The sequence below is a fragment of the Bradyrhizobium sp. WSM4873 genome (assembly GCF_055811355.1).
Genome location: NZ_JBVVPS010000020.1, coordinates 38,345 through 52,298, shown reverse-complemented (window position 1 = coordinate 52,298; position 13,954 = coordinate 38,345). Strand labels below are relative to the sequence as shown.

Annotated in this window: 17 protein-coding genes; 6 read left to right on the top strand and 11 right to left on the bottom strand. The window is 64.2% G+C overall.

What is annotated here, in order from left to right; all coding sequences use genetic code 11:
* Nucleotides 1-45 precede the first annotated feature (45 nt).
* The gene (locus tag AC0L21_RS24365) at nt 46-1,104 is read left to right on the top strand and encodes an AI-2E family transporter (protein WP_473264302.1); all 1,059 of its coding nucleotides are present in this window, start codon (nt 46-48) and stop codon (nt 1,102-1,104) included.
* Between the two features lie 61 nt (nt 1,105-1,165).
* Here the strand turns inward: AC0L21_RS24365 and AC0L21_RS24360 are convergent, their stop codons facing one another.
* The 8 genes from AC0L21_RS24360 to hisB form a co-directional block, all read right to left on the bottom strand.
* A complete protein-coding gene (locus AC0L21_RS24360; RefSeq protein ID WP_473264301.1) occupies nt 1,166-1,405 on the bottom strand; it encodes a hypothetical protein in 240 nt (79 codons plus the stop codon).
* A 105-nt stretch (nt 1,406-1,510) separates the two neighbouring features.
* Nucleotides 1,511-2,467 (bottom strand): type I pantothenate kinase, encoded by a 957-nt coding sequence (gene coaA, locus AC0L21_RS24355; protein ID WP_007598451.1) that lies wholly within the window; start codon nt 2,465-2,467, stop codon nt 1,511-1,513.
* Between the two features lie 20 nt (nt 2,468-2,487).
* Nucleotides 2,488-2,814, bottom strand: coding sequence for a phosphoribosyl-ATP diphosphatase (locus AC0L21_RS24350; protein ID WP_007598445.1), 327 nt, complete (start codon nt 2,812-2,814; stop codon nt 2,488-2,490).
* An 82-nt stretch (nt 2,815-2,896) separates the two neighbouring features.
* On the bottom strand, nt 2,897-3,673 hold the full coding sequence (gene hisF, locus AC0L21_RS24345) for an imidazole glycerol phosphate synthase subunit HisF (protein ID WP_473264300.1): 777 nt from the start codon (nt 3,671-3,673) through the stop codon (nt 2,897-2,899).
* Nucleotides 3,674-3,683: 10 nt separating this feature from the next.
* Nucleotides 3,684-4,424 carry a 1-(5-phosphoribosyl)-5-[(5-phosphoribosylamino)methylideneamino]imidazole-4-carboxamide isomerase gene (gene hisA / locus AC0L21_RS24340; RefSeq protein WP_473264299.1) on the bottom strand — a complete coding sequence of 247 codons (741 nt, stop codon included), beginning with the start codon at nt 4,422-4,424 and terminating at the stop codon, nt 3,684-3,686.
* Nucleotides 4,412-5,062 carry an imidazole glycerol phosphate synthase subunit HisH gene (hisH, locus tag AC0L21_RS24335; protein ID WP_473264298.1) on the bottom strand — a complete coding sequence of 217 codons (651 nt, stop codon included), beginning with the start codon at nt 5,060-5,062 and terminating at the stop codon, nt 4,412-4,414. Before hisH ends, hisA begins: the two co-directional genes overlap by 13 nt.
* On the bottom strand, nt 5,059-5,589 hold the full coding sequence (locus AC0L21_RS24330; RefSeq protein ID WP_473264297.1) for a DUF2628 domain-containing protein: 531 nt from the start codon (nt 5,587-5,589) through the stop codon (nt 5,059-5,061). The genes hisH and AC0L21_RS24330 overlap by 4 nt, the downstream gene beginning before the upstream one ends.
* 64 nt (nt 5,590-5,653) lie before the next feature.
* On the bottom strand, nt 5,654-6,247 hold the full coding sequence (gene hisB / locus AC0L21_RS24325) for an imidazoleglycerol-phosphate dehydratase HisB (protein WP_456766931.1): 594 nt from the start codon (nt 6,245-6,247) through the stop codon (nt 5,654-5,656).
* Nucleotides 6,248-6,438: 191 nt separating this feature from the next.
* On the opposite strand from hisB, the gene hslV reads away from it, so the two are divergent.
* From hslV to AC0L21_RS24300, 5 genes are all read left to right on the top strand, one after another.
* On the top strand, nt 6,439-6,999 hold the full coding sequence (gene hslV / locus AC0L21_RS24320; RefSeq protein ID WP_473264296.1) for an ATP-dependent protease subunit HslV: 561 nt from the start codon (nt 6,439-6,441) through the stop codon (nt 6,997-6,999).
* Between the two features lie 223 nt (nt 7,000-7,222).
* A complete protein-coding gene (locus AC0L21_RS24315) occupies nt 7,223-7,708 on the top strand; it encodes a GNAT family N-acetyltransferase (protein WP_473264295.1) in 486 nt (161 codons plus the stop codon).
* Entirely contained in the window at nt 7,705-8,322 is a 618-nt protein-coding gene (locus AC0L21_RS24310; protein WP_473264294.1) for a DUF2585 domain-containing protein, read from the top strand. The genes AC0L21_RS24315 and AC0L21_RS24310 overlap by 4 nt, the downstream gene beginning before the upstream one ends.
* A gap of 52 nt (nt 8,323-8,374) precedes the next feature.
* Nucleotides 8,375-9,679 carry an ATP-dependent protease ATPase subunit HslU gene (gene hslU / locus AC0L21_RS24305; protein ID WP_473264293.1) on the top strand — a complete coding sequence of 435 codons (1,305 nt, stop codon included), beginning with the start codon at nt 8,375-8,377 and terminating at the stop codon, nt 9,677-9,679.
* A 29-nt stretch (nt 9,680-9,708) separates the two neighbouring features.
* On the top strand, nt 9,709-10,833 hold the full coding sequence (locus tag AC0L21_RS24300) for a hypothetical protein (RefSeq protein ID WP_473264292.1): 1,125 nt from the start codon (nt 9,709-9,711) through the stop codon (nt 10,831-10,833).
* A gap of 51 nt (nt 10,834-10,884) precedes the next feature.
* On the opposite strand, the gene AC0L21_RS24295 is transcribed toward AC0L21_RS24300, so the two are convergent.
* The 3 genes from AC0L21_RS24295 to AC0L21_RS24285 are packed head-to-tail and all read right to left on the bottom strand — an operon-like array spanning nt 10,885 to nt 13,671.
* Nucleotides 10,885-11,475, bottom strand: coding sequence for a Smr/MutS family protein (locus AC0L21_RS24295; RefSeq protein WP_473264291.1), 591 nt, complete (start codon nt 11,473-11,475; stop codon nt 10,885-10,887).
* Complete coding sequence (gene mltA, locus AC0L21_RS24290; protein ID WP_473264290.1) at nt 11,472-12,998, bottom strand: murein transglycosylase A; 1,527 nt, start codon at nt 12,996-12,998, stop codon at nt 11,472-11,474. The genes AC0L21_RS24295 and mltA overlap by 4 nt, the downstream gene beginning before the upstream one ends.
* Entirely contained in the window at nt 12,976-13,671 is a 696-nt protein-coding gene (locus AC0L21_RS24285; RefSeq protein ID WP_027566245.1) for a Tim44/TimA family putative adaptor protein, read from the bottom strand. Before AC0L21_RS24285 ends, mltA begins: the two co-directional genes overlap by 23 nt.
* Nucleotides 13,672-13,954: the final 283 nt, after the last annotated feature.

Below are 13,954 nucleotides of genomic sequence, written 5' to 3'. Positions count from 1 at the left end.
TCAGGTCCGGATCATACTTCTTGCAACAGAAGGGCTGGCGAACACGTGAGAACATCGGAAGACCGCTCATTCCTCATCTTGCTCGCCGCGATCTCCCTTGCGTTCGGGTGGGTGTTCTGGCCGTTCTCCGGCGCGTTGTTGTGGGCCACGCTTCTGGCGATCATCTTCGCGCCGCTCTATCGACGCGCCATGGAAACGCTTCCGGGAAGGCGCAACCTTGCTGCATCGTTCACTGTCGTCGTCGTGATCGTCATGGTCCTCATCCCCGTGGCGGTCGTCATCGCCTCGCTCATCGACCAGGGTGGGGAGCTCTATCAGCGCGCTCAGAGCGGGGAGATCAGTTTCGCTCATCCCCTGCAGCAGCTGAAATCCGCGCTGCCCGCCTGGGCTGCGTCCCTGTCGGATCGTTTGGCCGGCATCGATTTTTCGGCCCTGAAGGAACGTCTGTCGAGTCTGGTCGTTCCTGCCGGCCAACAGCTGGCGGGACACGCCATCAACATCGGTCAGTTGACGCTGGAATTCGTCGCAAGCTTGCTCGTGATGTTGTACCTGCTGTTCTTCCTGCTCCGCGACGGTGACGAGCTCAATGCACGGATCCGCGACGCGCTGCCGCTGCGGCCAAGCCACACCAGCGAGATTCTGAATGCGTTCACCCTCGCGGTTCGCGGGACGATCAAGGGGATCGTTCTCGTTGCGCTGATTCAGGGAGCGCTTGGCGGGCTGATTTTCTGGGTGCTCGGCTTGACTGCCCCACTGCTGGCGGGCGCCCTGATGGCGCTGCTCTCGCTGCTGCCCGTGCTCGGCTCCGCCCTGGTTTGGATTCCGGTCGCACTATACCTGCTGGTGGCAGGCTCAGTCACGAAAGGGATCATCCTGCTCGCTTTCGGGACCTTCGTGATCGGTCTTGCGGACAATTTTCTCCGCCCGATCCTGGTCGGCCAGTCGATCCAAATGCCGAGCTATGTCGTGCTGCTCGCCACCGTAGGCGGCCTTGCGGCTTTCGGAGCGAACGGGTTCGTCATCGGCCCACTCGTCGCCGCGATGTTTCTCACGGCGTGGCACATCTTCATCGGCTCGAAAGCGCGACAGGAGGTCCGGAAATGATCGTCATGTCGAGTTACTATCCGGCGGTCAGCCGAGCGCTGAATCCGGTCACCCCCGAATGCTATGCGGCGTGAGCAGGAAACCGCGGCGCAGAGAGCTTATCCGGCCGCACCGGCGTGCCCTCGAATTTGGTGTCTGCCTGGGCCGCGCGCTTGCAATGCGGGCACACGAAAAGATGCGCGATGATCGGGGTCGGCTCGTCGGCCAGCAGCTCGGAACGGAACCACTTCATCTCGATATGGCAGTCCGGGCATATCGGTGCTTCGAGATGCTCGGCAGCGCTTCTGAGACGATCAACCATGGGGTCCGTGTGCGTTTCCGAAAGCCATAACCAAATACCCCTCGCCGGTCTGCAACAAAAGATACTCAGCCCGAAATTTAACAAGGGCTGCGTTCGTCAAGGCTGTTACAGCCGCCTGAGCGCCACGCTCGCCACCGTGTGATCGGCGCCCTTCTTCAGGATCAGGGTCGCGCGGGGGCGGGTCGGCAGGATGTTGTCCTCGAGATTGGCGAGGTTGGTGCGTTCCCAGATCGCGATCGCGGTGGCGGTGGCTTCCTCGTCCGACAACAGCGCATAGCGGTTGAAGTAGGATTTTGGATTGGTGAACGCGGTGTCGCGCAGCGACAGGAAGCGCCTGATGTACCACTGCCGCAGCGCGGCCTCGTCGGCGTCGATATAGACCGAGAAATCGAAGAAGTCGGAGACCACGGGCACGGCCTTGCCGTCGCGCGGCAGCTTGCCGGTCTGCAGCACGTTGACGCCCTCGACGATCAGAATGTCGGGCTGGTCGATCTCGGCCCACTGGTTCGGCACGATGTCGTAAGTCAAATGCGAATAGACCGGCGCGCGCACATGGCGGCGGCCGGCCTTGATGTCGGAGAGGAAGCTCAGCAGCAGCGGCAGGTCGTAGCTCTCCGGAAAGCCCTTCTTCTGCATGATGCCCTGCCGTTCCAGCACGGCGTTGGGATACAGAAATCCGTCGGTGGTGATCAGCTCGACCTTGGGACGCGGCGACCAGCGCGCCAACAGCGCCTGAAGCACGCGGGCCGTGGTGGATTTTCCAACCGCGACCGAACCGGCGACGCCGATGATGTAGGGCATCTTGCGGTCGCGGATGTTGAGGAACTGGCGCTCCGCGTAATACAGCCGCTGCATCGCATCGACGTAGATCGACAGCAGGCGCGACAGCGGCAGGTAGATGTCCTCGACCTCCTGCAAGTCGAGGCGGTCGTGCAGCGAGCGCAGCCGGTCGAACTCGCCCGGCTCCAGCGTCATCGGCGTGTCGTCGCGCAGTCGCGACCACTCCTCGCGCGTATAGACGCGGTACGGATTATACTGCTGCTCGGGTGCGCGGATATCCATGACGCGACTCTCCACCTCGGCTAGCTGCCGCCCTTACGCGACGCCTTTTCTTCCAACCCTGACATATTGGTCCGCTTGTCCAATGCGGCCTCGACCTCTTCCAGCTTTACGCCGCGGGCCTTGAGCAGCACAAGGAAATGATAGAGCAGGTCGGCGCCTTCGGCGATCAGATGCGCGCGATCGTTTTCGACTGCTGCGATTACGGTTTCGACTGCCTCCTCACCGAACTTCTTGGCGCAATGTTCGGCGCCCTTGTCGAGGAGCTTGCGGGTATAGGACGCCTCGCCACCCGCCGCCGCGCGGGCGTCGATGGTCTCGGCGAGATCGTGGATCGTGAAACGCGGCATACAAAATACTCGGATTGGCCGGTTATCTGGCGGGACAAGCCGGTTCTCGCCGATGATGTAGCATTTTTAGGAACGGGAGTCGTCAGGCATCGAGGCGCATGGGCAGCCCGCGGCGGGACATGTGCTCCTTGGCTTCGCGGATGGTGAATTCCCCGAAATGGAAGATCGAGGCGGCCAGCACGGCGGTGGCGTGGCCGTCGCGAATACCGTCGACGAGGTGGTCGAGATTGCCGACGCCGCCCGAGGCGATCACGGGAACGGGAATGCTGTCGGCGATCGCCCGGGTCAGCGGGATGTCGAAACCCTGCCTGGTGCCGTCGCGGTCCATCGAGGTGAGCAGGATTTCACCGGCGCCGAGCGAGACCACCTCCTGGGCATATTCGACGGCGTCGATGCCGGTCGAGTTGCGGCCGCCATGGGTGAAGATCTCCCAGCGCTCGCCGCCACCGGCGCGCTTGACCCGCTTGGCGTCGATCGCGACCACCACGCATTGCCCGCCGAATTTCTCGGCGGCTTCCTTGACGAACTCACGCCGCGACACCGCGGCGCTGTTGATCGAGACCTTGTCGGCGCCGGCACGCAGCAGCGTCTTGATGTCGTTGACCTCACGCACGCCGCCGCCGACAGTCACGGGCATGAAGCAGGCTTCAGCGGTGCGCCGGACCACGTCCAGCATGATGCCGCGATTCTCATGGGTCGCGGTGATGTCGAGGAAGGTGAGCTCGTCGGCGCCGGCGGCGTCGTAAGCGATCGCCGCTTCAACGGGGTCACCGGCATCGCGCAAATCGACGAAGTTGACGCCCTTGACGACGCGGCCGTCCTTGACGTCGAGGCAGGGGATCACGCGCACCTTGAACATCGGATGTCTCCTAGGCCGCGGCGCGGATCAGGGTGAGGGCGGCTGCGGGATCGAGCCGGCCATCGTAAAGCGCGCGGCCGGCGATCGCGCCGGCGAGCTTTTTCGCGCGCGGCGTCAGCATCGCCTTGACGTCCTCGATCGAGGCGAGGCCGCCGGAGGCGATGACGGGGATGGATATGGCGTCGGCAAGCGCAATGGTCGCATCGAGATTCAGGCCCTTGAGCAGGCCGTCGCGCGCAATGTCGGTGAAGATGATGGCGGCGACCCCGGCATCCTCGAAACGCCGTGCGATCTCCAGCACCGTCACCTGCGAGGTCTCGGCCCAGCCTTCGACCGCGACCTTGCCGTCGCGCGCGTCGAGCCCGACCGCGACGCGACCGGGGAATTTTTTGGCGGCCGCCTTCACCAATTCGGGGTCGCGCACCGCGGCGGTGCCGATGATGACACGGGTGATGCCCTTGTCGAGCCAGGCTTCGACAGTCGCGAGATCGCGAATGCCGCCACCGAGCTGCACTGGAATCGTGATCGTCTTCAGCATCGCCTCGACGGCCTGCGCGTTCACAGGCTTGCCGGCAAACGCGCCGTCGAGATCGACGACGTGGAGATACTCGAAGCCCTGCGCGACGAAGCTCTCCGCCTGCGCGGCGGGATTGAGATTGAACACGGTCGCGCGCGCCATGTCGCCCTGTTCGAGGCGCACGCATTGGCCGTTCTTGAGGTCGATCGCGGGAAAGAGAATCACGGTTTCCATCGCAAAAAGTTCGAGATCAGAGCCAGCCCAAAACGCTGGCTCTTCTCGGGGTGAAACTGCGTCCCGATGGCGGTGTCCTTGCCGACGATCGCGGTGACAGGCCCGCCGTAATCGGCGCGCGCGAGCACGTCCGCCTCGTTGGCGGCGTTGAGGTGGTAGGAGTGCACGAAATAGGCGTGCTGGCCCTTGGGGCCGAGCGGCAGCCTGTCCAGCACCGGATGCTCGCGCAGCACATCGAGCGTATTCCAGCCCATGTGCGGGATCTTGAGGCTATCGTCGCGAGGCGTAATCTTCTCGACGTCGCCGCCGATCCAGTTCAGGCCTTGCGTGATGACATGCTCCTTGCCGCGGGTGGCGAACAGCTGCATGCCGACGCAGATGCCGAACATCGGCCGCGCCTTGACGCGCACCGCTTCGGTGATCGCCTCGACCATGCCGTTGACGGCATCGAGCCCACGCCGGCAATCGGCGAAGGCGCCGACGCCCGGCAGCACCAGACGATCGGCGCTGTAGGCCTGGTCCGGATCGCTGGTGACGAAGACCTTTTGCGGGTTCTCCATGCCGCGCGCGGCGCGCTCGAACGCCTTGGCGGCCGAATGCAGATTGCCGGAACCGTAATCGATGATGGCGACGCTCATCTTGACCCTCCCGGTTCTGGAAACAAACCAATGATGCCGCCCGCCGGCATCGGTGGCGGGCTGGAGAATTGCTGGCCCGGCACGTTGCGGGTCGGCGGCGGGCCGCCGCGATCGACGGCCCATTGATCGTTGACGATGCCGCGCTGCTTCTGGCTCCAGCGCTCGAAGAAGCGGCGCTCGGCGGTGTCCTCATCGTCGGAAATGACCACGTCGAGCTGGCGCCATTTACCGCGCGACAGCGTCCAGCGGCGCAGGCTGGAGGCTTCGAATCCCATCAGCAGCGCGACGATGACGTCGGCGAAAAAGATCGACGAACGGCCGACGCCGAGGCTGGACAGCCCGACGTTGAACGCGGCAACGAAGATCACCCAGCCGATCAGCGCCAGCCATAGCCGATTCCACAGCAGCCAGAGCGGGCCGAAGATCATCGCCCAGAAATGGAAGCCGTCGCGCACGAAGACGAATCTGTCGGTCGCGCGCAGATCGGCTCCGACAGGGGAGGGAGCATGAACTGTGTAGACGGACATGGCGATGCCCCGTTCCCAAGAATTCAGTGATACCGCAAGCGGCGCGGGCCGCGGGCCGAAGATGTCAGCCGCCGAGCGAGCCCTTGGTGGACGGGATTTCGCCCACCGCCTTCGGGTCGATCGCGACCGCCGTCCGCAGCGCCCGCGCCAGACCCTTGAAGCAGGACTCGGCGATATGGTGACTGTTATCGCCATATAGGGTCTCGACGTGAAGAGTCACGCCGGCGTTCATGGCGAAGGCCTGGAACCATTCGCGCACCAGCTCGGTGTCGAACTCGCCGATCTTGTCGCGGGGGAAGTCGACCTTGAACACCAGGACCGGGCGGCCCGAGATGTCGATGACCACGCGCGACAGCGTCTCGTCCATGGGCATGTGCACGCCGGCATAGCGGGTGATGCCCGCCATGTTGCCGAGCGCCTGCTTGACGGCCTGGCCGAGCGCGATGCCGGTGTCTTCGGTAGTATGGTGATGATCGATGTGCAGATCGCCGACCGCCTTGACCGTGAGGTCGATGCGGGAATGGCGGGCGAGGAGATCGAGCATATGGTCGAAAAAGCCGATGCCGGTCGCGATATTGGACACACCGGTGCCATCGAGGTTCACGGTGACCTCGATGTCGGTTTCCTTGGTCTTGCGCTTGATCGTCGCGGTGCGCATCAAAACTGGCTTTCATCCTCGTTCGGGGCCGAAAACGCCGGTCTTTTAACAGCCAAATGACGCCTTCGCTACTGCGGGAACGGCTGGCCGGGCCTCTACTTCTGCCTATGGTGAGCGAAATTGGTCCCGGAGCGGCCCGTTGTGCCCCCGCTCCCGACCGCCTAAATCAGCCCGGACAACGAGGATCATTCATGCAGGCTTCCCAGAACAGCTCGCCGGTCTGGCACGGCACCACGATTTTGACGGTCCGCAAGGGCGGCACGGTGGTGGTCGGCGGCGACGGTCAGGTCTCGATCGGCCAGACCGTGATCAAGTCCAACGCCAGGAAAGTCCGGAAACTCGGCAAGGGCGACGTGATCGGCGGCTTTGCCGGCGCCACGGCCGATGCCTTCACGCTCTTTGAGCGCCTGGAAGCCAAGCTCGAGCAATATCCGGGGCAATTGACCCGGGCCGCGGTCGAACTCGCCAAGGACTGGCGCACCGATCGTTATTTGCGACGGCTGGAGGCCATGATGATCGTGGCCGACAAGGACGTTTCCCTGGTGCTGACAGGCACCGGCGACGTGTTGGAGCCCGAAGCCGGCGTGATGGCGATCGGCTCCGGCGGGAATTACGCACTGGCGGCCGCCCGCGCCCTGCTCGACACCGACAAGGACGCCGAGACCATCGTCCGCCGCTCCCTCGACATCGCCGCCGACATCTGCGTCTACACCAACCGCAATGTGACCGTCGAAGCGCTGGCGGCCGGCTAGGGCTGTGGGGTTGGACTCGGGCCAACGTTCCGACGAAGGTGCGTTCCCTCCCCCCTTGTGGGGGAGGGCTAGGGAGGGGGGTAGCCCAGGAAAAAGTGCCGGTTTTGGATGATGCAACGAGCGCGGGCGCGCGACGGAAAGAGTCCCCGTGTGGCACCCCTCTCCCTGCCCCTCCCCCACAAGGGGGGAGGGAACGGAGAGAGCGTTACTATCGGCCGAACTCATGACGTCCGCCTACACCTTCCGCTCGATGACCGCGGCTGACCTGCCGCTGATCCGGCGATGGCTGGGCGAGGCACATGTGCGGGACTGGTGGGGCGATCCGGACGAGCAGTTCGCGCTCGTGAGCGGCGATCTGGATGAGCCGGACATGGACCAGTTCGTCGTGTTGGCCGATGGCAAGCCGTTCGGCTATCTTCAATGCTACCGCCTGACCGCCTGGAATACGGGTCTTGGGCCGCAACCGGAGGGCACCCGTGGCATCGATCAGTTCATCGGCGAAAGCGACATGATCGGGCGCGGGCACGGTTCGGCATTCATCCGCCAATTCGCCGACGCGCAGTTGCGGCAGGGCCTGCCGCGCATCGTCACTGATCCTGATCCGCTCAACGCGCGCGCCGTGCGTGCCTATCAGAAGGCCGGCTTTGTCCGCGAGCGCATGGTCGAGACGCCCGACGGGCCCGCACTCCTGATGGTGCGCGAGCCATGACGCTGGCAACCACGCATGAGAGCAAGGCCGGGTTTCCACCGCTCGCCTGGGTCGGCATCGCGCTGCTGCTGCTGGCGATGCAGGCCTCGATCCTGCTTGCGATGGGCCGGGTGCCGATCTGCACTTGCGGCTATGTCAAGCTGTGGCATGGCGTGGTGAACAGCTCGGAAAATTCGCAGCACATCGCCGACTGGTACACCTTCTCGCACATCCTGCACGGCTTCCTGTTCTACGGACTGACCTGGCTGCTGTTCGCACGCCTGCCATTCGTATCTCTGTCCTGGCCGGCGCGCCTGATCGTCGCGATGCTGATCGAAGGTGCCTGGGAGATCGTCGAGAACTCGCCTTTCATCATCGAACGCTACCGCGCCGGCACGATCTCGCTGGATTATTTCGGCGACAGCATCGTCAATTCGGTTTCTGACAATTTGTCCATGATGCTGGGCTTCCTCGCCGCGCGCCTGCTGCCTGTATCGGTGACCGTCCTGTTCGGGCTCGCCTTCGAAATCATGCTGGCGCTCCATATTCGCGACAATCTGACGCTCAATATCCTGATGCTGATCCATCCGATCGAGGCCGTGAAACAATGGCAATCGGGCCCGCCGATCATCTGACGGCAAAAAAAGCGGCTTGTCCCGCCCCGCATCTGATCCTAGCTAAGGTCTCATGACAGACTTTTCTCCCCGCGAAATCGTTTCCGAACTCGACCGTTTCATCGTCGGCCAGGCCGATGCCAAGCGCGCCGTCTCGATCGCGTTGCGCAACCGCTGGCGGCGGCAACAGCTCGAAGGTTCCTTGCGCGAAGAGGTGCTGCCGAAGAACATTTTGATGATCGGCCCCACCGGCGTCGGCAAGACCGAGATCGCGCGGCGGCTCGCCAAGCTCGCCAACGCGCCGTTCCTGAAGGTCGAGGCGACGAAATTCACCGAGGTCGGCTATGTCGGCCGCGACGTCGAGCAGATCGTGCGCGATCTCGTCGAGGTCGCGATTTCTCAGGTCCGCGAGCGCAAGCGGAAGGACGTGCAGGCACGCGCGCAGCTCGCCGCCGAGGAGCGCGTGCTCGATGCCCTGGTCGGCGCCAATTCCAGCGCGGCAACGCGGGACTCCTTCCGCAAGAAGCTGCGCGCGGGCGAGCTCAACGACAAGGAAATCGAGATCGAAACGCAAGGCGGCGGCAGCGGCTTTCCGATGTTCGAGATCCCGGGCATGCCAGGCGCGCAGATGGGCGCGGTTTCGATCGGCGACATCTTCGGCAAGCTCGGTGGACGCAGCAAGACGCGGCGGCTGACGGTGGAGAGCTCGCACGAGATCCTCGTCAACGAGGAATCCGACAAGCTGCTCGACAGCGATCAGTTGACGATGGAGGCGATCAGTGCGGTCGAGAACAACGGCATCGTGTTCCTGGACGAGATCGACAAGATCTGCGCCCGCGAGGGCCGCGCCGGCGGCGACGTCTCGCGCGAGGGCGTGCAGCGCGACCTGCTTCCGCTGATCGAGGGCACCACCGTCTCGACCAAGCACGGCGCGGTGAAGACCGACCACATCCTGTTCATTGCCTCCGGCGCCTTCCACGTCGCCAAACCGTCCGATTTGTTGCCGGAACTGCAGGGCCGCCTGCCGATCCGCGTCGAGCTGCAGGCGCTGACCCGCGACGACATGCGCCGCATCCTGACCGAGCCGGAGGCTTCGCTGATCAAGCAATATGTCGCGTTGATGCAGACCGAGGGCGTCACGCTCGACATCACCGACAACGCCATCGACGCGCTTGCCGACGTTGCGGTGGCCGTGAATTCCACCGTCGAGAACATCGGCGCGCGGCGGCTGCAGACGGTGATGGAGCGGGTGCTCGACGAGATCTCCTTCACCGCCCCCGACCGCAGCGGCGAGACCGTCAGGGTCGACGCCGATTTCGTGCAGAAGCACGTCGGCGACCTCGCCAAGAACGCGGATCTGAGCCGGTTCATTTTGTAAATCCGGGCGGCCCGCGCTATGGATGCGGCGTGACCGCACGCATCCTGCAAAACCCCTGGCGTCTCCTGCTCGCGATCAACGCGGCAATCATGGTCGGCGTCTTCGTTCACAAGATCCAGCTGCCGCCTTACGTCCCCTACATCCACCTCCTCGTCGACTATCATTTCGGCTTCATCAAGCGCGCGTTGATCGGGGCGATCGTCGCGCTGTTCACCGACAAGGTGCCGCTATGGCTAGTGTTCGCGCTCGGCGGCGCGGCATGGCTGGTGACGCTCGGTCTTTATGTAAGACTATTCGAGAAGACGTTCGGCTTCACCGTGAAGACATTGCCGCTGTTCGTCTTCATCGCGGGCTCGCCGTTCTTCCTCAAGAACTTCATGCACACGCTCGGCCATTTCGACATCTATGGCTGCGCGCTGGCGATCGTCCTGCTGTTGGTGCCCGCCGGCTCGCTGCTGTTCGTGGCGCTGGCTGCGCTGTTCTCGATCGTTCTCGTCCTGATCCACCACATCCATCTTCTGATGTATGTGCCGACCATCATCACCATCGTCGTGATCAGGCATTATCTGACGCACGGCTGCGATCGCACCAATGTCGCGTTCGGCATCATCGCCCTGCTTGCCGTTTCCACGCTGTTCTTCACGGCGCAGTTTTTGGGAACGATGCCGATCCCGGAGGCGGATTTCGTCGCCTATCTGAAGAGCCGGATGGTCGATCCGTCGCGGACCGACCTGCTGCAGTTCGCCTACATCTGGTATCAGCCGCTGGCGCAGGAGATTTCCGACACCTGGGGCCGCCTGCCGCACAACATCCTGGGCGTCCCCGTGTTCGTGCTGTTGATCTGGCTGCACAATCCGCTGTGGCGCTATTTTGCGAATTTGATCGGCGCGCTCGCCAACGACACACATCGCCGTCTCGTGGTCGCGGCGCTCGCCGGCGTCAGCCTCGCCTGTCTCGTGATGTTCGCGATGATCTTCGACTATTCGCGCTGGATCTCGAACTGGGCCGTCTGCATGTTCCTGATCCTGCACGCGGTGAAGATGCTGCCCACCGCTCACGAGACGCCGTTGATTCCGGCGGAAGACCGCAGCGCGAATATTTCCGGCATGATCCTCACCCTGATCCCGCGCGTAGGGATCGTGCGACCGTTTTAGACGATGCGCTCCCTCTCCCGCTTGCGGGAGAGGTTGCAGCGAGCCCCGCGGCTAATATCTAGCCCGCCTGATCCGCACGTAAAGCGCGCCCTCGCCGCCATGGCCGATGCCGGCCTCTTCGAACCCCACGACGAAGGCGCGGAATTCCGGCAGGCTCAGCCATTCCGGCACCTGACGGCGCAGCACGCCGCTTTCGCCGCCGCTTCGGCCCTTGCCGGTGATCACGAGCACGAACGTCAGGCCGTCATGATGGGCGCGGTGCAGGAAGCCGGTCAGCGCGCGATGGGCACGCATCTGGGTCATGCCGTGCAGATCGAGCCGCGCCTCGATCTCGCTGCGCCCGCGCGACAGCTTTGTGCGCTCGCGTTTGCCGAGCGGCGCAAGCGGCGGCACGGCGGGTTTCGCTGCACGCGGTGCCGGGACGGCGGCAATCGGACGTGGCGATGACGCAGGCCGCGTGGCGGGCGCTGCGGGGGAAGGCTCGGCGCGCGGCGCAGCTTGCGCCTTCGCCGCACGAGGCTTCCTCAGCGGCTTGACCTGCTTTGCGACCGTATCCCACAGCGCGCGCTCTTCCTCGCTCAGCGCGCGACGGCGCGGCGAGGGACGAGGCTCCAGCACGGGCGGACGGGACGATCGCTTCATTGCTGGTGGGAACGACTCTTCGGGTGCCTGCGCGGTTCGCGGACAGGTTCTATCACGGGACGCGGCGCCGGCAGCGGCACCGGGCCGGCGATAGCGACCGTGTCAGTCTTGTTCGGCGCGACAGCTCCGGCAGGAGCAGCGGTCTTCGCAGGCTCGGTTTGCGGAAACAGCTTTGCAATTCTCTCCGACGGCCGCGGATCCGGCACAGGGAGCCGCGCGCCGCGCGTGGTGGGATCGAGGCCCTTCGGCACCAGCATCACGAAATGCATGGCATGGCGCAGCCGCCCGGAGACGCGGCCGGCCTCCTGACCCGCGCCGAAATAGAGATCGGCGCGCGCGGGCCCGATGATGGCCGAGCCGGTATCCTGCGCGATCATCAAGCGATGGAATGGCGTCTTCGACCGATCGGAATCGATCGGCAGCTCGCCTTCGATGAAAAACGGAGTGCCGTAGACGTGCAGCGATTTGTCCACCGCGATCGAGCGGCCGGCCGTCAGCGGAATGCCCTGCGCACCGACCGCCTCTTCCTTGTCGGACAGATTGACCTCGCGGAAGAAGATGTAGGAGCGGTTCTGGCGCCGCAGCTCCTTGGCGCCGTCAGGTGTCTGCGCCATCCACTCCCTGATCCTCTGCATCGACATCTCTTCCTTCGGAATGATGCCGCGCTCGATCAGGATGCGACCGACGGCGGTGTAGGGATAGCCGTTATAGGCGTCGTAGTTGAGCCGGACCGTGCCGCCGTCGTCGAACTTGATCCGCGCCGAGCCCTGGATCTGGGCGAACAGCAGATCGGTCGGGTCCTTCAGCCAGGCAATCTCGAGTCCGCGGCCGGCGATCTTGCCGTCCTCGATCTCGGCGCGGTCGTAATAGGGCACGAGCTTGCGGCGGCCGATCTTGCGATAGACCGGGCCCTTGTTGGGCAGGCTGACCGAATCCTGCTTGTAGCCGCGCACGAACAGGTTGGAGGGGCGGCGATAGACCGGGACGTTGTAGACCTCGGTCTGCGTGCGCGATCCCTCCAGCACCGGCTCGTAATAGCCGGTGACGAAACCGTCGGGCTCGCCGAGGCGCGAGATCCGCAGCGGCGCGAAATTCTCCTCGAAGAAGATCTTGGCCCTGGCATCGTCGGTAAGCTCGAGCGATTTGGCGACCCGGCAGGGTTCGCCCAGCGACGCGCCCAAAGCCTTCGGTTCGGGCGCGCCGGTCTGCGCGCTGATCGGCCGGCAGCTCGCGCGAAAGGTCTTGTAGGCGGCGAGATGATTGTCGTCGCCCCAGCCCTTCACATCGGCCCAGGCCAGCGGCAGATATTGCGCGCCGGGAATTTCGAGCGGCAGGGGGAGCTGCGGATACGGCAAGGCCCGCGGCGGCGCGGCGGGCAATTCCGGAAGATGATGGTGATGGCTGCGATAGTGGCGCCGCGCCGCCTCGGCACCGAGTGAAAACGACGACAGCGCGACGGCACCTGCGCAAAGCGCCGTCGCGCAGGTCTTCAGGAAAGCCTTAATTCGCGCTTCCGGTGCCAACCAGCTTCCAGTTCGGATCGCGAGAGGTGATGTCGCGGGCGAAAGTCCAGATGTCGGTGATGTCGGCGACCGTGTCGGCGCTGCCGTCGACGATGTTGCCGGCCTTGTCCCGCGTGGCTGAGATCATCTGCGAGACGAAGCGGATCGTGAGCTGGGCCGTGCGGTCGCGCAGCTCGGCGCCGACGAGCTCGGCCTTGTCGATCGAGACAAAGCGCGTCTCGGTCTTCTGCTCGTTCTTCTCGCGCTCCTTGATCGCGGCATCGAAGCTCTCATAGACCTCCGACGACAGCAGGTCGCGCAGCGCGCGGCGGTCGCCATTGGCAAAGGCCAGCACGATCATCTCATAGGCGCCGCGGGCGCCGGAGATGAAATGGCGCGGATCGAAGGTGGAATCCTTTTCGACAATGGAGTCGAGACCCTGGGCGAGCACGGTGCCCGGCTCGGTCAGGCCCTTCCAGCGGTCGGAGGGCGGGGTCGGCTCGGCCGTCGGCGCCAAGGGGGCCTGGTCGATGACCTTGCCCGGCATGGTGACGACGTTCTTGTCCTGGGCACCCTGGAGCGCGTTGCGGTCGAACGGCGGCCGCTCGTTACCGGTGCGCTGCCCCAGCACACTGCGCAGCCTCAGAAAGATGAAGACCGCAAGCGCCAGGAAGATGATGGTGTAGATGTCCACGTCGTATTCGCTTTCTGGTCGTCTGTAGAAGGGGCCGTCTCGAAGGATCGTGCCGGGAAAATCGATCCGGCCAGTAGACCGTTCCAGACCGGAACGGCAAGTCTACATCACCATTTCGGGTCCGCGCGTCAGGTCCGTGGGATGTAGGCACGAAATCTTGCCCGGCCAATGGCGCCTTTTGGCACAGCACCGAGTGTAGCGCGTTTTATGCTTAAGGGGAAACCCGATCCTGACCGGAAATCGCGCATCTTCAATCGTTTAAGCCGCGGTTACGCGGGATCGA